This is a genomic window from Rarobacter incanus (assembly GCF_006715765.1).
GTDB lineage: Bacteria > Actinomycetota > Actinomycetes > Actinomycetales > Cellulomonadaceae > Rarobacter > Rarobacter incanus.
On sequence record NZ_VFNV01000001.1, the window covers coordinates 804,293 to 826,797 of the forward strand.

At 66.0% G+C, this 22,505-nt stretch carries 24 protein-coding genes; 5 read left to right on the top strand and 19 right to left on the bottom strand.

Annotated elements, in window-relative coordinates; all coding sequences use genetic code 11:
- Nucleotides 1-18: 18 nt before the first annotated feature.
- Nucleotides 19-909 (top strand): hypothetical protein, encoded by an 891-nt coding sequence (locus tag FB389_RS03390; protein ID WP_142111357.1) that lies wholly within the window; start codon nt 19-21, stop codon nt 907-909.
- 51 nt (nt 910-960) lie between these two features.
- On the opposite strand, the gene FB389_RS03395 is transcribed toward FB389_RS03390, so the two are convergent.
- The 8 genes from FB389_RS03395 to coaD all read right to left on the bottom strand — a co-directional run bounded on the left by FB389_RS03395 (nt 961) and on the right by coaD (nt 6,726).
- Complete coding sequence (locus FB389_RS03395) at nt 961-1,587, bottom strand: response regulator (RefSeq protein ID WP_142113489.1); 627 nt, start codon at nt 1,585-1,587, stop codon at nt 961-963.
- A 140-nt stretch (nt 1,588-1,727) separates the two neighbouring features.
- Nucleotides 1,728-2,630, bottom strand: a complete 903-nt coding sequence (gene mutM / locus FB389_RS03400) for a bifunctional DNA-formamidopyrimidine glycosylase/DNA-(apurinic or apyrimidinic site) lyase (RefSeq protein WP_142111358.1) — start codon at nt 2,628-2,630, stop codon at nt 1,728-1,730.
- The gene (rnc, locus tag FB389_RS03405) at nt 2,623-3,354 is read right to left on the bottom strand and encodes a ribonuclease III (RefSeq protein WP_211345003.1); all 732 of its coding nucleotides are present in this window, start codon (nt 3,352-3,354) and stop codon (nt 2,623-2,625) included. The genes mutM and rnc overlap by 8 nt, the downstream gene beginning before the upstream one ends.
- 59 nt (nt 3,355-3,413) lie before the next feature.
- Nucleotides 3,414-3,605, bottom strand: a complete 192-nt coding sequence (gene rpmF, locus FB389_RS03410) for a 50S ribosomal protein L32 (protein WP_142111361.1) — start codon at nt 3,603-3,605, stop codon at nt 3,414-3,416.
- A gap of 2 nt (nt 3,606-3,607) precedes the next feature.
- Nucleotides 3,608-4,120, bottom strand: coding sequence for a YceD family protein (locus tag FB389_RS03415; protein WP_142111362.1), 513 nt, complete (start codon nt 4,118-4,120; stop codon nt 3,608-3,610).
- 166 nt (nt 4,121-4,286) lie between these two features.
- Complete coding sequence (locus tag FB389_RS03420; RefSeq protein WP_142111363.1) at nt 4,287-5,510, bottom strand: hypothetical protein; 1,224 nt, start codon at nt 5,508-5,510, stop codon at nt 4,287-4,289.
- Between the two features lie 137 nt (nt 5,511-5,647).
- On the bottom strand, nt 5,648-6,193 hold the full coding sequence (locus FB389_RS03425; RefSeq protein WP_246043499.1) for an ATP synthase subunit B family protein: 546 nt from the start codon (nt 6,191-6,193) through the stop codon (nt 5,648-5,650).
- Between the two features lie 2 nt (nt 6,194-6,195).
- The gene (gene coaD, locus FB389_RS03430; protein ID WP_342776012.1) at nt 6,196-6,726 is read right to left on the bottom strand and encodes a pantetheine-phosphate adenylyltransferase; all 531 of its coding nucleotides are present in this window, start codon (nt 6,724-6,726) and stop codon (nt 6,196-6,198) included.
- Between the two features lie 85 nt (nt 6,727-6,811).
- Between coaD and FB389_RS03435 the strand changes: the two genes are divergently transcribed.
- Both FB389_RS03435 and FB389_RS03440 read left to right on the top strand, forming a co-directional pair.
- On the top strand, nt 6,812-7,549 hold the full coding sequence (locus FB389_RS03435) for an N-acetyltransferase (protein WP_142111366.1): 738 nt from the start codon (nt 6,812-6,814) through the stop codon (nt 7,547-7,549).
- 61 nt (nt 7,550-7,610) lie between these two features.
- A complete protein-coding gene (locus FB389_RS03440) occupies nt 7,611-8,180 on the top strand; it encodes an NADPH-dependent FMN reductase (protein WP_142111367.1) in 570 nt (189 codons plus the stop codon).
- Nucleotides 8,181-8,208: 28 nt separating this feature from the next.
- Here FB389_RS03440 and rsmD read toward each other — a convergent pair whose 3' ends face one another.
- From rsmD to FB389_RS03455, 3 genes are read right to left on the bottom strand one after another with little or no spacing between them, the layout of a single operon-like run.
- Entirely contained in the window at nt 8,209-8,784 is a 576-nt protein-coding gene (rsmD, locus tag FB389_RS03445) for a 16S rRNA (guanine(966)-N(2))-methyltransferase RsmD (RefSeq protein WP_142111368.1), read from the bottom strand.
- A gap of 18 nt (nt 8,785-8,802) precedes the next feature.
- Entirely contained in the window at nt 8,803-11,076 is a 2,274-nt protein-coding gene (locus FB389_RS03450) for an ATP-dependent DNA helicase RecG (protein ID WP_211344941.1), read from the bottom strand.
- Nucleotides 11,066-12,679 (bottom strand): DAK2 domain-containing protein, encoded by a 1,614-nt coding sequence (locus FB389_RS03455; protein ID WP_142111370.1) that lies wholly within the window; start codon nt 12,677-12,679, stop codon nt 11,066-11,068. Before FB389_RS03455 ends, FB389_RS03450 begins: the two co-directional genes overlap by 11 nt.
- 326 nt (nt 12,680-13,005) lie before the next feature.
- Between FB389_RS03455 and rpmB the strand changes: the two genes are divergently transcribed.
- Nucleotides 13,006-13,197, top strand: a complete 192-nt coding sequence (gene rpmB / locus FB389_RS03460) for a 50S ribosomal protein L28 (protein WP_142111372.1) — start codon at nt 13,006-13,008, stop codon at nt 13,195-13,197.
- Nucleotides 13,198-13,416: 219 nt separating this feature from the next.
- Here rpmB and FB389_RS03465 read toward each other — a convergent pair whose 3' ends face one another.
- The 4 genes from FB389_RS03465 to FB389_RS03480 form a co-directional block, all read right to left on the bottom strand.
- Entirely contained in the window at nt 13,417-14,532 is a 1,116-nt protein-coding gene (locus tag FB389_RS03465; protein WP_142111373.1) for a branched-chain amino acid aminotransferase, read from the bottom strand.
- Nucleotides 14,533-14,658: 126 nt separating this feature from the next.
- Nucleotides 14,659-15,702: a 3-isopropylmalate dehydrogenase gene (locus tag FB389_RS03470; RefSeq protein ID WP_142111376.1), complete on the bottom strand. Its 1,044-nt coding sequence runs from the start codon at nt 15,700-15,702 to the stop codon at nt 14,659-14,661.
- A gap of 55 nt (nt 15,703-15,757) precedes the next feature.
- The gene (locus FB389_RS03475; RefSeq protein ID WP_142111377.1) at nt 15,758-16,186 is read right to left on the bottom strand and encodes a VOC family protein; all 429 of its coding nucleotides are present in this window, start codon (nt 16,184-16,186) and stop codon (nt 15,758-15,760) included.
- A 25-nt stretch (nt 16,187-16,211) separates the two neighbouring features.
- On the bottom strand, nt 16,212-17,051 hold the full coding sequence (locus FB389_RS03480; protein ID WP_142111378.1) for an HAD family hydrolase: 840 nt from the start codon (nt 17,049-17,051) through the stop codon (nt 16,212-16,214).
- A gap of 80 nt (nt 17,052-17,131) precedes the next feature.
- Between FB389_RS03480 and ppk2 the strand changes: the two genes are divergently transcribed.
- Nucleotides 17,132-17,935, top strand: coding sequence for a polyphosphate kinase 2 (gene ppk2, locus FB389_RS03485; RefSeq protein ID WP_142111379.1), 804 nt, complete (start codon nt 17,132-17,134; stop codon nt 17,933-17,935).
- A gap of 31 nt (nt 17,936-17,966) precedes the next feature.
- Here the strand turns inward: ppk2 and FB389_RS03490 are convergent, their stop codons facing one another.
- The 4 genes from FB389_RS03490 to FB389_RS03505 form a co-directional block, all read right to left on the bottom strand.
- Nucleotides 17,967-18,800, bottom strand: coding sequence for an alpha/beta hydrolase (locus FB389_RS03490; RefSeq protein ID WP_170207852.1), 834 nt, complete (start codon nt 18,798-18,800; stop codon nt 17,967-17,969).
- Nucleotides 18,801-18,971: 171 nt separating this feature from the next.
- On the bottom strand, nt 18,972-20,000 hold the full coding sequence (ilvC, locus tag FB389_RS03495) for a ketol-acid reductoisomerase (RefSeq protein WP_142111383.1): 1,029 nt from the start codon (nt 19,998-20,000) through the stop codon (nt 18,972-18,974).
- A gap of 35 nt (nt 20,001-20,035) precedes the next feature.
- Nucleotides 20,036-20,560, bottom strand: a complete 525-nt coding sequence (gene ilvN / locus FB389_RS03500) for an acetolactate synthase small subunit (protein WP_142111384.1) — start codon at nt 20,558-20,560, stop codon at nt 20,036-20,038.
- Between the two features lie 17 nt (nt 20,561-20,577).
- Complete coding sequence (locus tag FB389_RS03505; RefSeq protein ID WP_142111386.1) at nt 20,578-22,398, bottom strand: acetolactate synthase large subunit; 1,821 nt, start codon at nt 22,396-22,398, stop codon at nt 20,578-20,580.
- Between the last annotated feature and the right edge of the window lie 107 nt (nt 22,399-22,505).

Sequence of the window (22,505 nt, forward strand, 5' to 3'; positions counted from 1 at the left end):
CACCGATGAGGACCTCGCATGACGCTTCCACGGCGTTTCGGGCGACCGGCGCGCGCCTTGCGCCGCCAGGCCAGCCCGGCCGGAACCTGGATATTCGTCGCTGGGTTGTGCCTCATAGCGGTCGCCGCGACGTTCGCAATCGTCGGCGCACTCGATACGTACCGGCACTCCGCGAGCCAGAGCATCGCCGCGGGGAGCCAACCACGGGCCGACGCGGCCCCGTACTCAACGCTGACCTCCCAGGCCCGAGGCGAGTCATCGACGACCGTGATCTCGCTGGTGCTACCGGCCCCGCACGCCGCCACCGCGGCATCGGTCGCGGCCACCGCCGCCGCGCGCCAGGGCGTCACCGCAAGCACCATCGCGGCCACCACGGGATCAGATCAGGCAACCCAAATCGCCCGCCTGACTGAGGATCAATCGATTGGCGGGTTGATCATCGAGCCGAGCGACGAACATGTGTCCGCGGCCGCGATCGCCCGGGCCAAGGAGGCCGGTAAGGCCGTCGTGATGCTGGCGATTGAACCGGGCACCGACCAAATCCAATACAGCGATGCGGACGCCATCGTCGGGTTTACGGCCGTGGCAAGCGTCGCAACTGCCGATTCGCCCGCGACGAAGCGGCGCGCTTCCCGGCAGCTCCAGGTGGCGACGGACATCGACCAGGCGATAGCGATCCTGCCCGATCTAGCGGAGGGCACGCGCGATTCGTTCCTCTACTACGATCGGGACGCGCTGATAACCCGCGCAGTTTCCGTCGCCGCCGACCTCATCAGCACCGCGCAGAACGCCACGCAACGCCACTCGACGGCGATAACGACGATCGACCCGGTGGTGGTGACAACGCAAAACGCGGCAACGGTGTTCGCCGATAGCCCGCTCGCCCTTCGCGCATTCGGGGGCGGTTAGGCCGCGACCGCCGCGCCCCGCCACACTTCGGGACGCAACCCGACGCGTCGCTCAGGCGTTATCGGAGGCGCTCCACGCGCGGTTACGTCGCGCGGCCGCCCACGCCGCAACTTGGGTTCGCCGCTGCAGCCCCATCTTCGCCAGCAGCGACGTGATGTGGTTCTTGACCGTCTTCTCGGCGATCGAAAGCCGCTCCGCGATTTCCCGGTTGGAAAGCCCCTCACCGATCAGGTTGACCACCTTCAGCTCGGAGGGAGTCAGGTCCTCGGTGGGGTCGTCGTGGTCCTTGCGGCGCCGGGTCACGGTCTTTTCGTCGAGCAGGACGCGCCCGGCACCCACCGCGCGCACCACGTCCGCGATTTCCGCGCCGCGCACCGATTTCAGGACGTACGCCACCGCGCCTGCGTCCAGCGCCGCTGCCAGAGCCACGTCGTCGTCGAACGACGTCAAGACAATGGCGCGCACCGACTCGTCGCGGGCGTGGACCGCCTTGATGAGATCGATGCCGGTGCCGTCAGGCAGTTGCAGGTCCACCAGCATGACCGCGGGATGCACCAGTTCGGCGCGGCGCAGACCTTCCGCCACGCTCCCCGCTTCGGCCACGATCGACATGCCCTCCGAGCGGTCGATGACCTCGGCAATACCCCTACGGACGACCTCGTGGTCGTCAATGATCATGACGGTCAGATCCGTGCTCTCGGCACCCTGATTTGCATCCACGGTAATAGTCTAAGCGGCGCCGGGAGCGAACCCGCACATTTCGCCTAACGATGCGGATACCCACCGAATCGGCCCTATGGATTTTCCGAAGATCACCGTCACCGCCGTCGCTGGCAGCGCGGGCAGATGTGCGAGGATCGGCCGCCGACTACAATCCGCCGGATCGGGGTGCCGCACCGCGGGCACGGCTCCCCCGTGCGCCCGTAGGCCTGCAAACTCCTGCTGAAGTACCCCGATTCGCCGTTCACGTTGACGTACAGGGCGTCGAAACTGGTGCCGCCAACCTCGAGCGCGGCCGCCATGACCGCCGCTGCGCTTTCCAGCACAAGCCTCATTTTTTCGGACGAGATCTGCCTCGCACTTTGCGCCGGATGCACCCGAGCGCGCCACAGCGCCTCATCAGCGTAGATATTGCCGATACCGGAGACGGTCTGCTGCCCCAAAAGCAGCGACTTGATCGCGGATGACCGCGTGCGCAGCGACCCGGCTACCGCGTCAATATCGAAGTGCGGGTCGAGTATGTCGCGGGCGATGTGGCTGACCCTTCGCGGGATCAGCGCCGCACCGGTGCCGGCGCCGGCCGCCAAGTGATCGCTCGTTCCGATCACATCGTCGACCACGAGGTAGCCGAAGGTGCGCTGATCGATGAAGTCGAGTTCGGTGCGGCTCGCGCCGCTGCCCAGCAGCATTGTTACCCGGGCGTGCGGATGGAGGGGGCGGGCCTCGTTCTCAAAAAATCGAAACTGACCGCTCATGCCCAGGTGAGCGACCAAGGCAACGGGCGCGGATCCGTCTTTCCTGGCGGTCATCCACAAGAACTTGCCCCGCCGCGCCACCTCACACAATGTCGATCCGACCAGCCGGTCGCGGAATTCTTGCGCGCCGCCAACCTGGTGCCTGATCGAGTAATCGCGCAAAATCGCGACGTCAAGAACCGTGTTGCCCACGACCCGCGGTGCAAGGCCCCGGCGAACCGACTCGACTTCCGGGAGCTCAGGCACCCGTGGTTGTCGCGTCCGCGGATGCCGCATCGCCGCCCTGTCGGCGTTGCAGTTCCTTGTAGGCGGCCTCGGCGGCGGCCTGCTCCGCGTGCTTCTTGGCGCTGCCGACTCCCGTGCCGTAAATCTCTTTGTCGATGCGGATAACGGCCGTGAACTCGCGCGCGTGGTCCGGGCCGATGCCCTCCACGCAGTAGTGCGGCGCCGTTCCGAATCGTTCGGCGACGGCCTCTTGCAAGGAAGTCTTCCAGTCGAGGCCGGCACCCAGGTGCGCCGCCTGGTCGATGAGCGGATCGACCAGCGCCAGGACCACCCGCCGCGATTCATCCAACCCGTGGCAAAGGTAGGTGGCGCCCAAAAGCGCTTCGACGGTGTCCGACAGTATCGAATCCTTATCGCCGCCGCCGGAGGCCGCCTCCCCCCTGCCCAGCAGGATGTATTCGCCCAGACCGATGGAGCGGGCCACCGTCGCGAGCGCGCGCTGCGAAACGGTCGCCGCGCGCATCCGCGCCAGGTCGCCTTCAGGCAGGTCTGGGAAGCGCCGGTAGAGGCGTTCCGTGACCACCAGCCCCAAAACGGTATCGCCCAGGAACTCTAGGCGTTCGTTGGTGGGGATACCGCCCGCTTCGTGCGCGAAGGAACGGTGGGTCAGAGCCAACACGACAAGCTCGGGGTCGATGGTGACCCCGAGCTTGTCGTATAGACGGGCAATCGCTCCCTGATCCAGCTGCGCTGCCTGGGAGCGTTGACCGCGATGATTGTTGCGACCAGTCACGCCAAAACTGCTCAGGCGTGCTCGCTGCGCAGCGCCTCGACGTACTGGCGACCCTTGTAGGTGCCGCAAGTCGGGCAGGCCACGTGGGACTGCTTCGGCGACTTGCACTGCGGGCACGTCGCGAGGCTCACAGCAGTTGCCTTCCATTGCGAACGGCGCGCACGGGTGTTGCTGCGCGACATCTTGCGCTTGGGAACAGCCACAGCTAGCTCTCTTTCGTCTCGTCGGCGTTCTTCGCTTCTCGAAGAACGTCCTGCAACACGGCCCATCGCGAATCGATGGACTCATGCTGGTGGTCTGGATCGTCGGCTAAACGAAAGCCACATTCGGGGCACAGCCCCATGCAGTCCGCCTGACACAACGGTTGAAATGGTAATGCAGTTACCAGCGAATCTCGAATTAGCGGCTCCAGATCGATAAGGTCGTGGTCGATGGCGTACACCTCGTCCTCGTCCTCATCGCCGGCGTCCGCGGCCGCCTGCGCGCGCTGCGGATACGCGAACAAACCCGAAAAAAGGACCAGTAGGTCATCTTCGATGTCTGCAAGGCACCGCACGCACTCGCCCGTGGCCCGAGCTTGCGCTGATCCCGTCACCAGGATTCCTTCCAGGACCGACTCGACGCGCATGCGCGCCGCGATGCTGGTCCCCGCAGGAATCGCGATGACGCTCGTCCCCCACTGCTCCGAATTGGTGAAGCGACGTTCAACCTCAATCATTTCGCCGGGGCGGCGCGGCAACTCACGGGTATTGAACGTGAACGTGCCACTGTCTCCTAGTGAAATGTCAAAGCCTCACTCTTCATCAACCGCAACCGGCGGAACGGGGCACTCGTCGATAAACGTGAGCCGACCAAACATCATACCGCAGGCGCGCCCCAATCCGCTACCCGCGGCGACGGCGCAGGGTGCGCCGTGCGCGCCTGGTCACCTCGCGCAACAGCGCACGGTTGCTGACCCGTTCGAGCGGTGGCTCCGCCGCGGCGCGGGCAAACTCATCGGCCTGTTCGGCAGGCCCGCTTTCGCTGCGCCGATCTAAATCCTGCATCTCGTGGATGACCAGCGGCGCCAATGCCGCGGTCGCGACATCGATCGGTATTACCTGCGCGCTTTGGGCCACGGGCCCGCGCGCCACGAGCGGCCGGGCAAGCGCATCCAAGTCGCCCACCACGCGCACCGACATGCCCTTGATTTCCGCCACCTGACGAGCGGCGCGCGCGATCATGACGTCCATGGCCCATGCTGGAACCCCAATGCGCGGTTCGTCGGGGGCCGGCACGCGGTTTCCCAGGATCGCGTGCACCACCCGCTTGCGGTGGACCTCGATGAACGAATCCCAGCGCAGATCCTCTTCCTTCATGACTTCGCGATTGAGCGCCCTGATCAATTCAGCTTCGGGCAGCGTCATGGACCGATTGTGATCGCGACCGGAAAGTTCCATTTCGCCGAGGGTGTTTTCGCGCAGGCCCAGCATCTGCTCGAACGCGCGAAACACGCGGAGGCGATCGCCCGGATCCAAGACAATGAGCGTGACGTTGTCGGACCCAACCACGGACGCCCACTTCTCGACCTGCATCGCCAGATTCGTGCGCTGCGCAAATAATGACGCGTTGGGCCCGTCGGGATCGGCAAGCACTTCCCGGGACCATTCATCGATATTCTTGCGCACCCCGCTCTTGAGCCGTTGCTGCCACGCGGAACGCAATACCGAGGCTTGATTCCGCAGGGTAAATACAACGTGCGCCGGCCTGCCGGCTTCCGCGACCATTCTTTCCACGGTTGCAGCAGGCAGCTCCGCAAAGAACTCATGACTAATAAAAACGCGGTCGCAGGCGGCCGACCTGATTTCCGAGGCAAGTTTGTCCCAGTGCTTTCGACCGGGAACGGCCGCCGCCTTATCCCCGCTGCTCCACCCGCGCGGGCGCTTGCTCAGAGCAAAAGAGGCATGGGAATGGTTGATTCTTTGTCCGGGGTAAAGCACCCCTTGGTCCAGCAGCTCGGGACGCTTGCCCGCGGCAGCCCGCTGCACCGCGGTCGTTGCCGATTTGGGCATCCCGACGTGGATCAACAGCGATCCGGCAGGAATTGGCGGAAGGGTTTGAGTAGACACTGCGGAATTCCGATCGGTTCTTCGGTTACGTATACAGCCCCCCGCTATTCAATTGTGTGGTTGGTTATCAACCGCGAAATAGTCTACAAAGAAATGCGCGTCTTGGCACAAGATAGGGTCTCACCGCGACATGATCGTCACGAATTGTCGAGCATTGTCGCGAGCTTTGCGCGACCCGCCTGCACCTGGGTCAAAACCCGGCCCAGGTCGATCTCAAAATCCGCGAGCCTGCGATCACAATAGTCATCCGCCTCGTGGCGCAGCCGGTCCGCGACCTCCTGCGCCTGCCGCTCGATCTCCTCCGCCCGCGCCTGCGCGGCCACCATGATCTGGTGCTTGGCAACCATCTCTTCGGCCTCCTCTCGCGCCTGGGCTAGGATGCGCTGCGCCTGGTTGTTGGCCGCGTTCAGCGCCTCGTCCGCGTCCGAAAGCACCCGGTCGGCGTGTGTCAGCTGACCCGGCAGCGCCTCGTAGATCGCATCGACGAGGTTCAGCGCATCGGTCTTATTGACCAACACCGATGACGACATAGGCATCGCCCGGGACCGCTCAATCAGATCCGTCAGCGCGTCGAGCAAGGCAGGCAGACCCCGCTGCGCACCATCATCGCCGTCCTCCTGGCCGGTAGACGCCTGCACGGCCCGCCCCTTGCCTACAGATTCCTCATTGAGGGCATTCGACATATTCATTCCTCACTCGTGTCGATGTTCGGCGCGCTGGTTGCCGCCCCCGCGCCACGGGACCCGCCGGGAAACAGCGCGGCCATGACCGCGGCCGCGACCTCCGGGGTAACCAGCCCGCCGATCTCGCCGCCATGCCTGGCGACGTCCTTGACCAAAGACGAAGCCACGTGCCCCAATCCGCCGTCGGCCGGCAAGAACAGCGTCTCGACGCCGGTCAGGTGCCGGTTCATCGCCGCCATTGGAAGCTCATCGTCCAGGTCCGATCCCGACCGCAGCCCCTTGACGATGACGTCTGCGCCCTTTTCCGCGCAAAACGCCGCGAGCAGTCCCGGCACCTCCGAAACCGTCGCACCATCGATACCCGCCACCGCGAGCGCGGCCAGGCGCAAGCGTTCGTCGAGTGGCAGCAGCGCAGACTTCGCGGCATTGCGTCCCACGGCCACGATGACCGTGTCGAAAATACCGGCGGCGCGGCGGACAACGTCCAGGTGCCCCACGGTGATGGGATCGAAGGATCCGGGAAATACAGCCACACTCACCCAACCAACGTAGACCACCACAATGTGCATTCCCCGGTGACACCCGCCGGTTGCGCGAATTCGTAGAAGAATGAGGGGCATGACCGATCCGCATGGCATCGAGCGCCTGCATGCACGCGCCGATTTCGACGATATATATGAACGAGTCCTGGTCCCTAGCTTCCCGGCCCACGAATTAGAGCAGCCGGAATCCCTGTGGCAACAAATCGCCGCCGGCGGCCTGCATGCGTTCGCCGCGCGCGGGGCGGGCGGCCGGTTCGACTCGGTGGTGATGGTGGCAGACCACGCGCCGGTCGCGCTTGTGCTCTACCTGGCCATCGACCCAACGGGGCGCGGATCGGGAACCGGCAGCCGCCTGATACGCTTCGCCACCGATTTCGCCGCGCGCGATTTGCGCGCCGATTACGTTCTTGCGGAAGTCGAAAGCCCTGCGCGCCACGGCCCGCACCCGACGTACGGCGATCCGCGCGCGCGGCTGCGGTTCTATGCGAGGCAGGGTATGCGCCTGCTCGACGCGCCCTACTTTCAACCCGGCATCGGCCCGGGCGCCCCGCGGGTTCCCGCGCTCCTGCTCGGTCTGCTTGCGGCCAAAGACGCCGTGCGCACCGATGCGGGGGTCTTGGCGCCCCCGCTGGCCGCCTTCATGCGGTCGTACCTAGTCGCAAGCGAAGGAAGGCTCGGCGACGATGGCGCAACGGTGCGGCTGCTCGCGGCCCTGGATCGGCCGGTTGTAAGGACGCTGCCCGCAAACGACTACCGGGAAGTGGCGCACGGCGACCTCGTCGGTGAGGCCGAAACCCACGCGCCCGCGCCATAAAATGTAGGTGCGTTTATCCCCGCGGGGTACTAATCACAACCGTCCTGGTAAGGAAATTGGAATGACAAAAGTAATGATCATCGTCGGATCGGTGCGCCCCGGACGCATCGGCCTACCCATCGCGCGGTGGGTCAACGAAATCGCCGAGAACGACGGCCGCTTCGAGATCGATTTCGCGGATCTGGCCGACATTGCCCTGCCGCTGATGGACGAACCCAAGCACCCGCGCCTGCGGCAATACGAACACGAGCACACGATCGCATGGTCAAAGCGCGTCGCAGCCGCGGATGCATTCATCCTGGTCACCCCGGAATACAATCACTCGTTCTCGCCCGCGATCAAGAACGCGCTCGACTATCTTTCGGTCGAATGGAATCGCAAGCCGGTTGCATTCGTAGCGTACGGCGGCGTTTCGGGTGGAACCCGCGGGGTCGTCGCGTTGGCGGAGGTGCTGGCGTGCCTGGGGATGGTCAAGACTCACGCCAACGTGGAACTGCACCTGGCAATGACGAAGGTCACCGACGGCGCTTTTGCCGGGGACGAGCGCCAAGCCGCGGGCGTCAAGGCCATTTTGGACGAGTTCTCTCAGCTCGCACCCGCGCTCGCCGAACTGCGAGCCGAAGCCAAGTAGAGCCCCATCGGCGCGGGCCCCGGACACCCTAATCGGCGTGCGCGGGGTCCGCCGCGGGGATCTCCGCGATGTGCATGGTAGTTGTGCCGTATTCGCGCATTCGCAGCGCGTTCCACGCCTGCGGCCACGCCGGGGCCGGCGAGTGGCCGTCGCGCTCGACGACGACGATTCCGTCCGCCGCTATCGCGCCGTCCAGGGCGCCCAGCAGCGCGTTGACCTGGGCGGCCGAAACGTCGTACGGCGGGTCGATGAAGACCAGATCCCACTTGCGCGGCGGCGGGGTCGCGGCGAACGATTCGGCCCGCTGCTGGGCCACAAGGGTAAGGTCCTGGACTCCCAGCGCGGACGCGTTGGCGGCAATCAGCCTCGCCGCCGCGGGCGAAGATTCCACGAGCGTTGCCGCCCGCGCTCCCCTGCTCAACGCCTCGAACCCCAAGGCCCCGGACCCGGCATAGAGGTCCAGGACGTTTGCATCCGCGATCGCACCCCAGTGCTCCAGGACGCCGAACAGGGATTCTCGCACCCGCTCCGAAGTCGGGCGGGTTCCCTTCGGGGGCACCTTGATGATGCGCCCCGACAGGCGACCGGCAACGATTCTGCTCACGCACCAACCGTAGCCGGATCAGGCCCGTTCGATGAATTCGGCGCGGCCGGCCAGCATCTCCGCGATCGCGGCCGCGAGGGCGCGGTGCCCCTCCAACGTCGGATCGTTCTGCACAATCGCGCGCGCGTCCGCGCGGGCTTGGGCGATGATTTGCGCATCGTCGATGACCCGCAGCGAGCGCAGCGACGAGGCGTACCCGGCCTGCGACTGCCCCAGCACGTCGCCCTCCCTGCGCAACGTAACGTCCACGTTCGCCAGCTCGAACCCGTCGTCGCTCGCGGCGACCGCGGCTATTCGCTTGCCGGCGGGGCTATCCGGCGCCACCGGGGAAACTAGCAGGCAGATGCCGGGCGCCTGACCGCGCCCCACCCGTCCGCGCAGTTGGTGCAACTGCGAGATCCCGAACCGGTCGGCGTCCATGACGACCATGATGGTCGCCTCCGGCACGTCGATCCCCACCTCGATGACGGTGGTGCTGACAACGACATCGATGGATCCGGCGGCGAGAGCCGCCATGATTGCGTCCTTTTCATCGCCGTTCATTCGCCCGTGCAGCGCCGCGATCCGCACGCCGGCAAGCGCCGGCAGTGCACCCAGGTACTGCACCATTTGCTCGACGCTGTGCAGGTCGCGGGGGGCCTCGTCCGCAATATCGCTTTGCTGGTCGGGTTGATCCTGCTCGCCGCTATCGACCGCTTCGCCCGGGTCGATCCGCGGGCACACCACGAACCCGCGCCGCCCCTGGCGGATCTCGTCGGCCAATCGTTGCCACGTCCGTTCCATCCAACGGGGCCTCCGCTCGTCGACCACGAACGTGGCCCGGTCGTGGCTGCGCGCCGGGGTGCCGCGCAGCACGGACACCTCCAGGTCGCCGAAGACGGTCATCGCCACCGTGCGCGGAATCGGCGTTGCGGTCATCACGAGCGTGTGCGGGACGGTTTCCCCCCTGGCACGCAGGGCGTCGCGTTGATCCACCCCGAATCGGTGCTGCTCGTCAACCACCACCAGCCCAAGATCGGCGAAGTGCACCTGGTCGCCCAGGAGCGCGTGGGTGCCCACCACGATCCCGGCCTGACCGCTCGCGATGTCCAGCAGGGCCTTCTTGCGCGCCGCCGCCCCGAGCGATCCCGTCAGCAGCGTCACGCGGGTGGCGGGCTCCGGTGCCATCAGCGTTCCGCCGCGCGCCAGATCCCCCATCAGCGATCCTATCGACGCCGCGTGCTGAGCCGCCAGCACCTCCGTGGGGGCGAGCAGTGCCGCCTGCCCGCCTGCGTCCACGACTTGCAGCATCGCGCGCAGCGCGACCACGGTCTTTCCAGCCCCGACGTCCCCCTGCAGCAATCGAAGCATGGGTGTGGTGCCGGCGATGTCCGCGGCGAGGGTGCCACCGACCTCAAGCTGGCCGCTGGTGAGGGGAAAGGGCAGCTGATCGTCGAACGCGTCGAGCAGCCGGCCCGGCCGCAGGTGCCGCGCGATGGCCTTATGGGAGCGAATGTCGGCCCGCCGACGCGCCAGCTCGGCCTGCAAGATGAAAGCCTCTTCGAATTTGGCGCGCCGTTGCCCCGCGTTCTTCTGCGCGAAGTTGCGCGGTTGGTGGATCAAACGGTACCCCTGCGCCAGCGAAACCAGGTTGCGTTCCTTGCGCACTGCGGCGGGGATCGGGTCGGCGTCGTCGAGCTCGGGCATCTGGCCGACAACGTCCCGCACGATGTGCGAGATTGCCCGGCTCGTCACCTTGCCCTTACCGCGGTAAACGGTGATGAGGTCGCTTGCCTGGGCGATGCGTTCGTTGCTGTACTCGGTGTCTTCGTCCAGCAGTTCCCAGTCGGGGCTGGTGAGTTGGACCATGTTGCGATACATCTTGGTCGGCCCCGTGAAGAGCCCCAATGCACCCGGCCGCAGCAATCTTTCCCAGTCCCGCGCCATGTAGGCGGACCCCGTGAACAGTGAAACCGCAAGCCTGCCGCCGCGGTCATCGCGCAGCATGACCGAGATGACGATCATCCGACCGTCCGCCGCGCGCCGAGAGGTGAAGGTATCGACGTGCGCGATGACGGTGACTTCCTCGCCGGGAACGATCGCCGCCAGGTCGGTGGGAACGCTGCGATCCAGGTAGCGGCGCGGGGTGTGCGCCAGCAGGTCGCGAACCGTCACGATGCCCATGGAGCGCAAACCCTTGAGGCCCTGCGCGATGGTGGCAGCGCGTTGCTGCTGCGCCGGGGTGGTCGCGTCGGGCACGCGCACAATCGAGGTGACGACCCTGTCGAGGAACGGCGTCGGGTCACTCGCCACTTGCGCGCTCCTGCCCGCCGGGCGCCTCGTCGTCCCATCCGCGGATCACGACAGCCGTCGCCGTGTTTCCGGGATTTCCCGTGGGAATCTGGATGATGTCAGCCGCTTCATCAAGGACGAGCGCCCCCCGCCCCGCGCTTCGCGCCCACCCATCGTCGTAGGCCTCGATGACCAGGTCGCTGCCGGTGACCGGCATCGCTGGGCGCGCGGTCAGCGGCGCGGTGCCCGCGGCCATCCGCTCCAGGGCGTGATGCGCCGAACCGAGTGGGAGATGGGCGACGTGGGGAACGGCGGTAATCAATGCGGCGAGGCCAGCATCGTGGCCGCGCGAGCACGAGACCACCCGCGCATCGCGCGACCCGGCGCGGGTGCGCGCCGCGGAAATCGTTTGCCTGGAAACGCGCGCATCGCCGATGAGCACCAGGCAGCTTGGCGCGTCGATGTCCCCTATGGCGCGTGCCAGGTCCGCGGTATCTATTGCCGGTCCGCCGGGGGGCTCCCACAGCCCGATCCCGCCCGCGGCGGCGATGTGGGCAAGGAACCCGGGCGAACGCGTGACGCCCACCCACGCCCAATCCCTATTCGTCCACAGGGGGTCTAGCGAGTGACACACGAACTGCGCGGGCGCCCACCCGGTCATCGCCCGCGCAACCGCGGCGGGGTCATCGGTGTGAATGTGCACCCGCGCCTGGTCCGTGACGGCAAGATCGTCGGAGGGAGAAACGACGAGGACGGAGTCGCCCAAGTCTCCCAATGCAGCCCGCAGATCCGCGAGCTCCTGGCGGGTGCGATGGCGGTCGGCGCCGACCAGGCACATCACTTCGAATGCGGCATCGCCGCGATGGGCGGTGTCGTGGGGAGCGATGCAGCCGGCTTCCCCGTGCGCATGCATGTGGTCGCCGCGCGCGGCGTCGTCCCCGGTGACGCCCCACGCCTCGGCGCGCAGGTCCAGGCGGATGTCGGGGCAGGGTTCGCCCGCCACCGCCGCGCGCAGCGCGGCTAGCAGCAGCAGCATCCCGGCGGCGCCCGAATCGACCACCCGCGCCCGCTGCAACGCATCAAGTTCGTTGGCCCCCCCGGCAATCGCTTGGCGTGCGGCGGCCACGGCGGCGTCGACAAGGCGCGCCGCGCTGGCGGCGTCGCTGGCGCTGGCGCCCGCATCCGCCGACGACCGCGCGGCGCCCGCTGCCGCCTTCGCCGCGGTGAGGATGGTTCCGGGCGCAGGGTGCGACACGGCGGCAGACGCACATGCGGATCCCTGCTCCAGGCCGCGCGCGATTTGCGGCGCCCCAAGCTCATCGGGCGCGCCGCCGCGAACGCCCAAGGAGAACCCGCGCAAGAATTCGCACAGTATGACCCCCGAATTTCCGCGGGCGCCGATCATGGCGCCCCGGCACAGCGCCGCAAGCGTTTCGTCTCGGTTCCCGTCCGCCGGCATCGCTTCGATGCCGTGCGCGAGGGTCCTGGTCATGTTCGTTCCCGTATCCGAATCCGATACGGGGAACACGTTTGCCCGGTTCAGGGGACCGGCATTGGCCTCGATAAGCGCGTGGGCGTACTGCGCCCATTGCCGCACGACGGCGCCAGCAGGTCCACCATGCACGGTGCCAACCTCCTGCTCGTCCCCTCGCGGCCCACGGCGGGCCGCCTCCTTCTACACGTATACCGTATCGCGCCCGGTTGAAGCGCTCCTGGCAACGAGCCCGGTCCGCGCGCGCTGGATCCGCCGCCGCTTCGCACATTTGTCGCCTACCCGGCGTGCGCGCCAGCCACCCCGCTTTGATTTTTCCTTCCCCCATGCCGTATTCTGTTGTGGTTGCCCGAACCGTATCCGGGCCGTCGGCACTGACATCAACCGGTCATGCCGACGACAGACCTTCATTCCGCAGGTGTTTTTGAGCGCCTGCGCACAGATATACAGGAGTTAACGTGGCTGCCAACTGCGACGTCTGCGGCAAGAGCCCCAGCTTCGGGTACAGCGTCTCGCACTCCCACGTGCGCACCAAGCGCCGGTGGAACCCGAACATTCAGCGTGTGCGGGCAGTTGTGAACGGAACCCCCAAGCGAGTCAACGCATGCACTTCATGCCTCAAGGCGAACAAGGTGACGCGCGCTATCTGAGCGAATCCCTAGTATGCCTTCCGAAAGAGGGGGCGCAGAGACGACAGTCTCCGCGCCCCCTCTTTCGTACCCGCCTAAGATTTTGCGCCCACTAGAGATGCGCGCCCGCTGGGAACCGGCTGGCTGCACAAAAGACGGTGATGCGCGGCGCGTTCCCGAACCGGAAGGCACCGCGCATCACCGACCACAATCAGTCCGCGCCGCAAGTCACAGCAATGGTCACGCCAGACGCGTCAGCCAACCGTAACGGTCCTCGACCTTTCCGGTCTGGATACCCGTCAATTCCTCGCGCAGAGCCATGGTGAGCTCGCCCGCGGCGCCACCGGAGACTACCTCATCGAAGTTCACGCCCTTGAACCGACCAATCGGGGTGATGACCGCCGCAGTCCCGCACGCGAAGACCTCGCTGACGGACCCGTCCCGCAGGCCCGCGAGCAGCTCCGCCAGAGAAATACGCCGTTCGACGACCTCGTGCCCGCGGTCGCGGGCCAACTGCAGGATCGAAGAACGCGTCACGCCCTCCAAGATCGTTCCCGTCAGTTCGGGCGTTTCGACGGTTCCATCGGACCGCACGACGAAAAGGTTCATGCCGCCGAGTTCCTCGAGGTACGTGTCGGTGACGTCGTCGAGGAATGCAACCTGCTCGCAACCTTGCTCGTAGGCTTCGATCTGCGGCAGCAGGCTCGCCGCATAGTTGCCACCGCACTTTGCAGACCCCGTCCCGCCCTTGCCGGCGCGGTGATAGTCCTGCGCTATCCATATCGACACGGGCTTGACGCCATCCGCGAAGTAGGAGCCGACCGGCGACGCGATTACCAAATACTCAACCTCGTGGCTGGACCTTACGCCCAGGAAGGATTCGGATGCGTACATGAACGGCCGTAGGTAAAGGCTGAATCCATCCGCGGACGGAACCCATTCGATGTCTTTGCGCACCAACGCCGCAAGCGACCCGATGAAGTCATCGGTGCTCAACTCCGGCAGGGCCAAACGCTTGGCGGATCGTTGGAACCGTGCGGCGTTCGCCTCCGGCCTGAAAGTCCAGATCGAACCGTCAGCGTGCCTATATGCCTTGAGGCCCTCGAATATCTCTTGCGCGTAGTGCAGCACCGCGGCCGCGGGGTCCAGCGCGAGCGGGCCGTACTCCACAACGCGCCGGTCCTGCCATCCGGAGTCCTTGCGCCAGGTGATCCGGCTCATGTGGTCGGTGAAGACCGTCCCAAAGCGGGGTGCCGCCAATTCCGCGGCGCGTTCCCCCGGCGGCGTGGGGTTACTAGTGGGGTACACCTCGAATGCCTCGACTAGGCCATCGAGGTCTTGCACGTTCTTACTCATTTTCTGGCCTTTCACCATGTGTCGGCGCATCGCGACAATGCACCGTCTACGACTTTACTGGTGAAGGCGACCGAGGGTGAAACCCTGCTGGCGTGCGGCGCCGGTGGCCATGCCACCGCGCCTGACCTAACCGTTCAGGCGCGCGACCAGGTCGGATCCGACCTCGGTCGTTGAGCGCACTCGGTCGCCTCGCTCCGCCAGGTCGGCCGCGATCGCGGCTTCGACGCGGGCGGCCTCGTCCACCAGCCCAAGGTGGTCGAGCAGCAGCTTCACCGACGCGACGGTTGCGGTCGGGTCTGCCTTGCCGGTTCCGGCGATGTCCGGCGCGGAACCGTGCACGGGTTCAAACATGGACGGCGCGGTGCGGTCGGCGTTGATGTTCGCCGAGGCAGCCAGCCCGATTCCGCCGACGATCGCGGCGGCCTGATCCGTGAGGATGTCACCGAACAGGTTGTCGGTGACGATCACGTCGAACCGAGACGGGTTCGTCGTGAGGAAAATTGTTGCCGCGTCCACGTGCAGGTAGTCCGTGGTCACGTCGGGGAATTCCGCATTCACCCGCTCGACGGTGCGGCGCCACAGGTGGCCCGCGTTCACCAGCACGTTGTGCTTGTGGACGAGCGTCAGGTGCTTGCGCTCGCGCGCCGCTGCGCGCGAGAATGCGTCGCGCACGACCCGCTCCACGCCGAACGCGGTATTGACCGAAACCTCGTTCGCCACTTCGTGCGGTGTTCCCACCCGGATGGCGCCGCCGTTGCCCACGTAGGGGCCTTCGGTGCCCTCGCGGACCACGACAAAGTCGATGTTTCCCGGGTTTGCCAGCGGCGAGGTCACGCCCTGGTACAGCTTCGCGGGGCGCAGGTTGACGTACTGGTCGAGACTGAACCGCAGCTTGAGCAGAAGGCCACGCTCCAAGACGCCCGAGGGAACGCTCGGATCGCCGATAGCCCCCAGGAGGATTGCGTCGTGCCCGCGGATCGCTTCCAGATCCCCGTCGGTGAGGGTTTCGCCCGTGCGGTGCCACCGCGCGGCGCCCAGGTCGAACGTCGTCGGGTCGATCCGCACGTCGGTGCCTGCGACGGCGGCCTCCAGGACACGCAGCCCCTGTTCCACAACCTCGATACCGATTCCGTCACCAGGGATTACTGCCAGTTTGATGCTGCGAGTCATATCAATGATTCTAGACCTCATACCGCCCACCGGACACACTCGTCTCACATTGTGGCTATGCGCCTATGATGGAGAACCTATTGCCCTCGGGATCCGACAGCTCGGCCCAGGCGGCCTCGTCCCCCTCCCCCGTCTTCACGACGGTCGCGCCCAATTCCACGATGCGCCCGACCTCGGCGTCGAAATCCTGCGGGTCTTGCGGCGAAAACTCGATCGCCAACGCCACCCCGACCCCGGCCGCATTGGGCGCGCGGAAGAACTCGATGCGCGGCGGCAGCTTACGCGTAAGGTTCCGCACGGCAAGTTCCAAGGTACCCGGCGGCACCAAGACAACGCCGTCCTCCGATTCGCTCAGGACCTCCCACACCAGCGCATCCGCCCACCAACGCCCCAGCTTTTGCGGGTCCAACGCGCCGACCGAAATTGAATGCCACCGCAACGACATGCCGTCCTCCTCGTAATAAATGCTTGCCTCTATCGTCACACGGATTCGTGCGCGCCTGCCGCCATCAGGCACCGCCAACCCACGCATCGAGGACGCGCGCCACCGCATCGTCATCGTTGGATCCGGCGTAGTGCATGGCGCGCGCCAGCACGTCCGGATGAGCCCTACCCACCGCGAAGGATCGCCCCGCCCATTCCAGCATCGGTATGTCCGCCGGCATATCGCCGAATGCCCAAACCCGCTCGCGCGGGATAGCGCGGGCCGTGCACCACCTCGCCAACCCGACCGCCTTGGTCACCCCGGGCGGATAGAGCTCCACCAGATGGGGCACCCCAGAATCAGCGAACTGCGCGCCATCCCCCGCGGCGGCGCGCACCCGCCGCCGCAGCGCGTCGGGGCTCATCCGTGGGTGTCGCACCAGAATCTTCGCGGCGCCGTTCGCGCGCTCTGCGGCCAGTTCCACTCGCCCCCGCGGCACATCGTCACGCCCCACAACCGAGCCGGTGGGTGAGGAAAGCACGGGGAACTCGTCATCGAAAACTGGACCGCTCGGCCATTCCGCCCCAATCAACACGCCGGGCAGGTCCCGGCGCAGCCTCGATGCGATCCGCACGAGCGCGTCATGCGCAAATCCGCGGGATTCGCTGACGCGGAATCCTCCGCGATCGGCCACCGCCACGCAGGCACCGCCCAGGCAAATCACCGACGCTCCCTGCGGGACCACGGGGGCGATATCGGTAAGCCACCGCAGCGGTCGCGCGGTCACGCACACCGTTTCGATGCCCGCCGCCGCCGCCCGCGCCAGGACCGCCCGCGTGAACGCGGAGATTGAACCGTCCGAACGCAGCAGGGTGCCGTCCAGGTCCGTGGCCACCACGCGCGGTTTGGCCGTTGCGCACTCCATCGCCCCATCATTGATCCTCGCGGGCGAGGTCGCAAGCCTGCGCCCGCGCCGCCGGCACTGCCCGGCGGTACGCTCGGACCATGGCTGATGAATTCCCCAAGCGGATCTATGAAAAGGAGCTGCTGAGGCTCCAGGCGCGGCTTGTCGACATGCAGGCCTGGGTGCAGGCGAGCGGCGCCCGCATCATCGTCATCTTCGAGGGCCGGGACGCCGCGGGTAAGGGATCGACGATCGCGCGCGTCTCGCAGTATCTCAATCCCCGCGTCACCCGCACGGTCGCGCTGCCCACCCCCACGGACCGCGAGCGCACCCAGTGGTACTTCCAACGCTACGTGGCGCACCTTCCCGCCGCCGGTGAAATCGTGCTCATGGACAGGTCCTGGTACAACCGCGCGGGCGTCGAGAGGGTCATGGGTTACTGCACGGAACAGGAGTATCAGCGATTCTTGCGGCAGGCCCCCGTCTTCGAACGGATGCTGGTCGAGGACGGCATAATGGTGTTCAAGTACTGGTTCTCCATCTCGGATGTGGAGCAGGAACGCCGATTCGCCTCACGCAACAACGACCCGATGCGTCGCTGGAAGCTATCCCCCAACGACGTTTCCTCCATCACCAAGTGGCAGGATTATTCGCGCGCAAAGGACGCCATGATCGCGCACACCGACATACCTGAGGCGCGTTGGTTTGAGGTCGACAACGAGGACAAGAGGCGCGGGCGGCTCAACATGATCGCGCACCTGCTCGACCACGTCCCCTACGAATTGGTCGAGCGCGATCCCATCGCCATACCTCCCAGGCCCAAACTCGGCGACTACCAACGCCCGCCGCGCGACCAGCTCAACTATGTTCCCGACTATGCGGCGACACTGCTCGCTAAGGATTAGTTAAGGGATCGTAGATTTCCGACGAGGCCCGCTACCCCCGCGCAGCGCATGCGAGGAGGAATTCGGTCATCTGCGAGAGGTTCCGTGCCCCTGCCTTGGAACTGAGATCGAACTGGTATTCGTGACCGGTGCGCGGTCGCGCGGAACGCGAAAAGAACAGCGCGCTCACCTCGACCCCGTGCTCGGTCAGCTTGGCCGCGAGCGCCTTCGACTGCGGCGTCAGATCATCGTTGTTTCCCGCTGAGATGAAAGTCGGCGGGAAGTCGCCCGAAACGTTGCCAAGGACCGATTCGCGCGCAAACGCGCTCCTCTCGTCATCGGCCCACTGCGCGGTGCCGCAGTATGCGGTCACCATATCGCGGACGACGGCCGCGAACGACCCCGTGGCTTCTCGCATCATCCGCGCATCGTAGACGCCGCACTGCAGAGCCGTGGCCACGGGACGCGCGCCGGCGGTGTGCAGGTTCCGGGTGATGCGTGATGTGCCAAGCTCTTCGGAGTAGGAGGCATCGACCAGTGCGAGCGCTGCCTGCGCGGCGATATTCGCCCCGGCGGAATCTCCGCCAAGTATGAGTTTGTCCGGTGCGAGGCGGAACTCGTCCTTCTTCGCGGCAATAAAGGCGATTGCCTCCAGCATTTCGCGCACCGGGGTGGGGTACAACGCCTCGGGGGCCAACGTGTAGTCGAAACCAACCACGTTGAAGCCTGCCCGCGCCAACTCGGCGAAGTACCCGCCGATGTCAACCTTGCTGCCGCCGATCCATCCCCCACCGTGCGCCCACACTATCGTCGGGCCGCCAGGAGGTCCGGGATACACATCGAGCAACTGCGCTGACGCCGCCCCGTATCGAATGTCTTGGTGCACGTCATCCATTGTCGCGCGCCGCGCCGCCGAGTCGCTGCCCGGCGCGCCCGACGCGAACGCCGAGGGGCCGCCGCCCGCATGTCTGCGAACGGCGGCCCCGGGGACTCACGTGACTGAGAGGCGCGGATGCCGCTAAGGCTCAGCGCGCGGCCCGACAGCGCGGGTCGTGCCTCAGCGAGCGGCAGAACCCTCGACGTAGTCGGCGTCGCGGGAGTTGCGCCACGCGAACAGCTTGCGCAGCTCGCGGCCGGTCGCCTCGATCGGGTGGGATTCGCCCTTCTTGCGCAGTTCCTTGAACTCCGGGGCCCCGGCGTCCTGGTCGGCGATGAACCGCTCGGCGAAGGCGCCGCTTTGGATGTCGGCGAGAACGGCCTTCATGTTCTCCTTGACGCGCGGGTCGATGACGCGCGGGCCGGAAACGTAGTCCCCGTACTCCGCGGTGTCGGAGATGGACCAACGCTGCTTGGTGATGCCGCCTTCCCAGATCAGATCGACGATCAGCTTCATCTCGTGCAGAACCTCGAAGTAGGCAATCTCCGGCTGGTAGCCCGCCTCGGTGAGGGTTTCGAAGCCGTACTCGATGAGCTGCGAAACGCCACCGCACAGCACCGCCTGCTCACCGAACAGGTCGGTTTCGGTCTCCTCGGTGAAGGTCGTCTTGATGCCGGCGGCGCGCAGGCCACCGATCGCCTTGGCGTAGGACAGCGCGAGCGGCCAGGCCTGCCCGGACGCATCCTGCTCGACGGCGACGATGACGGGAACCCCGCGGCCGTCCAGGAACTCCCGGCGCACGGTGTGGCCCGGTCCCTTGGGGGCTACCATCGCGATGTCGTGGCCCTCGCCCGGCTTGATGTAGCCGAACCGGATGTTGAAGCCGTGCGCGAAGAACAGGGCGGCGTCCGGCTTCAGGTTCGGGGCGATCTGCTCCGCGTAGAGCTTGCGCTGGTGCTGGTCGGGAGCCAGGATCATGACGACGTCCGCCTGGGCTACCGCGTCGGGGATGTCGGCGACCTTGAGGCCCGCCTCTTCCGCCTTCGCCCGCGAGGACGAACCCGGGCGCAGGCCCACGGTCACGTCGACGCCCGAGTCGCGCAGGTTCAGCGCGTGCGCGTGTCCCTGGCTGCCATAACCAATGATGGCGACCTTTTTCGACTGGATGATTGACAGGTCTGCATCGTCGTCGTAGAACAACTCAGCCACGGTGATTCTCCTTGAATTTGTGATGTGATTGGAACTTAGGCACTGCGGGTTGCGCGATCCAACGCGCGTTCCGTCATGGACCGCGAGCCGCGGGCAATGCCTACGATTCCCGACTTGACGATCTCACGAACCCCGAAGGGCTCTAGGGCCGCAAGCAACGCGGACAGTTTATCCGGATTGCCTGTGGCTTCTATGGTGAGCGCATCCGGTTGCAGGTCAACGACGTGCGCCCGGAACAGCTCGACGACTTCTAGGACGTGTGTGCGCACCGAAAGGTCGGCGCGCACCTTGACCAGCATGAGTTCGCGCTGCACGGATGCGTGCTCGTCGAGCTCGATGATCTTGATGACGTTGAGCAGCTTGTTCAGTTGCTTCGTCACCTGCTCCAAGGGCTGTTCGTCCACGTCGACGACGACGGTCACGCGGGAAAACCCCTCGTGTTCGGTCGGGCCAACGGCCAGCGAATGGATATTGAACGCGCGCCGGGCAAACAATCCGGCGACGCGGGTAAGGACGCCCGGTTTGTTTTCCACAAGGACGGCAAGGGTGTGTCGTGTCATCTTGCGTTACCTTCCGCTCACTCTTCGCGATCCCACGCGGGCGAGATGCCGCGGGCGTATTGGATATCGTCGTTGCTTACCCCGGCGGCGACCATCGGCCACACCATGGCATCGCGCGAAACGTTGAAGTCTATGACAACCGGCTGATCGTTGATTTCTTGCGCTCGCTTGATCGTCGCGTCGACATCGGATGCGTGCTCGACGCGCAGGCCGGCGCATCCGTATGCTGCGGCCAGCTTCACAAAGTCGGGGATGCGACGAGTCCCGTGCCCCGTGTGCAAGTCCGTGTTGGAATACCGCTTGTCGTAGAAAAGAGTCTGCCACTGCCGCACCATGCCCAGCGACGAATTGTTGATGAGCGCTACCTTGATCGGTATTTCATTTATCACGCAGGTCGCTAGTTCTTGGTTTGTCATCTGGAAACATCCGTCGCCATCGATCGCCCAGACTTCGCGGTCCGGTTCGCCTACCTTGGCGCCCATCGCCGCGGGGATGGAGAAGCCCATGGTGCCCAGCCCACCGGAGTTGATCCAGGTGTTCGGCCGTTCGTAGCGGATGAACTGGGACGCCCACATCTGGTGCTGCCCCACCCCGGCCACGTAAATGGCGTCGGGTCCGGCCAACTGGCCCAGCCTCTCTATAACGTGCTGCGGCGCGAGCAGCCCGTCCGCGGTTGGCGTGTAACCCAGCGGGTAGGTTTCCCGCCAGTCGTCGATCTGCCGCCACCACGCACCCAGGTCTGGTTTGCCGTGCAGCTCGTGCTCACGGGCCAGTTCGGGAAGCAGATCCGTGATGACTTCCTTGAGGTCGCCGACGATCGGCACATCGACCTCGCGGTTCTTGCCGATCTCCGCGGGGTCAATGTCCGCGTGAATGATGGCCGCCCGCGGCGCGAAGCTGGAAAGCTTGCCCGTAACTCGGTCATCGAACCGAGCACCGAGCGCAACGACCAAGTCGGCCTTTTGCAGCGCGGCGACTGCGGCGACCGTGCCGTGCATGCCGGGCATGCCGAGGTTCTGCGGGTGGGAATCGGGCAGCGCCCCGCGTGCCATGAGGGTGGTCACAACCGCCGCACCGGACTCGTCGGTGAGCTTGCGTAGCACCTGCGACGCACCCGAGCGGATGATGCCTCCGCCGACGTACAAGACGGGGCGTTTCGCCGCCGCGAGCAACCTCGCGGCCTCGCGGATCTGCTTTCCGTGGGGCTTGGTGACGGGCCGGTACCCCGGAAGCACGAGTTCGTTGGGCCAGGAAAACTTGGTCGTGGCCTGCAACGCCGATTTGGCCACGTCGACCAGGACCGGTCCCGGGCGTCCCGTCGCGGCAATGTGGAATGCCTCGGCGATAACGCGGGGGATGTCGGCTGCGTCCGTCACAAGGAAGTTGTGCTTGGTGACCGGAAGAGTTATGCCAACAATGTCCGCTTCCTGAAACGCGTCGGTACCGATCATGGAGGCGCCGACCTGCCCGGTGATAGCGACCATGGGGATCGAGTCCATGTTCGCGTCGGCGAGCGGCGTGACCAGGTTAGTGGCGCCGGGTCCCGATGTCGCTATGGTGACCCCGACGCGTCCGGTTGCGTGCGCGTACCCCGAAGCTGCGTGGCCGCCTGCTTGCTCGTGTCGCACCAGTATGTGCCGCAGCTTGGTGGAATCCATCAGCGGGTCGTACGCGGGAAGAATTGCCCCGCCCGGCAATCCGAAGATCACGTCCGTGCCGGTGGCCTCGATCGATTTGATGAGCGATTGTGCGCCGGTCATTTCCTGCGGGCGCACTGAATCCGCTACCGTCGCGGCGCTCGGCCCTGGCCTCGCGTTTGCGGATGCGGTGTTTGTCATGTCCTGCTCCTGGTTCTCACGTTTGCTATGCCACGGCACCGGCCGGTCCCGGCGGATACTCGCCGACCCCAGCGAGCCGATCTGGTGATCGATCGCGGCACCGAATG

What these genes read in the sequence shown, in the direction of transcription:
- FB389_RS03390 (WP_142111357.1), top strand. Translation starts at nt 19, where the DNA reads ATGACGCTTCCACGGCGTTTCGGGCGACCGGCGCGCGCCTTGCGCCGC.
- FB389_RS03395 (WP_142113489.1), bottom strand. Translation starts at nt 1,587, where the DNA reads ATGATCATTGACGACCACGAGGTCGTCCGTAGGGGTATTGCCGAGGTC.
- FB389_RS03415 (WP_142111362.1), bottom strand. Translation starts at nt 4,120, where the DNA reads ATGATTGAGGTTGAACGTCGCTTCACCAATTCGGAGCAGTGGGGGACG.
- FB389_RS03425 (WP_246043499.1), bottom strand. Translation starts at nt 6,193, where the DNA reads ATGTCGAATGCCCTCAATGAGGAATCTGTAGGCAAGGGGCGGGCCGTG.
- FB389_RS03435 (WP_142111366.1), top strand. Translation starts at nt 6,812, where the DNA reads ATGACCGATCCGCATGGCATCGAGCGCCTGCATGCACGCGCCGATTTC.
- FB389_RS03440 (WP_142111367.1), top strand. Translation starts at nt 7,611, where the DNA reads ATGACAAAAGTAATGATCATCGTCGGATCGGTGCGCCCCGGACGCATC.
- FB389_RS03465 (WP_142111373.1), bottom strand. Translation starts at nt 14,532, where the DNA reads ATGAGTAAGAACGTGCAAGACCTCGATGGCCTAGTCGAGGCATTCGAG.
- FB389_RS03470 (WP_142111376.1), bottom strand. Translation starts at nt 15,702, where the DNA reads ATGACTCGCAGCATCAAACTGGCAGTAATCCCTGGTGACGGAATCGGT.
- FB389_RS03480 (WP_142111378.1), bottom strand. Translation starts at nt 17,051, where the DNA reads ATGGAGTGCGCAACGGCCAAACCGCGCGTGGTGGCCACGGACCTGGAC.
- ppk2 (WP_142111379.1), top strand. Translation starts at nt 17,132, where the DNA reads ATGGCTGATGAATTCCCCAAGCGGATCTATGAAAAGGAGCTGCTGAGG.
- ilvN (WP_142111384.1), bottom strand. Translation starts at nt 20,560, where the DNA reads ATGACACGACACACCCTTGCCGTCCTTGTGGAAAACAAACCGGGCGTC.
- FB389_RS03505 (WP_142111386.1), bottom strand. Translation starts at nt 22,398, where the DNA reads ATGACAAACACCGCATCCGCAAACGCGAGGCCAGGGCCGAGCGCCGCG.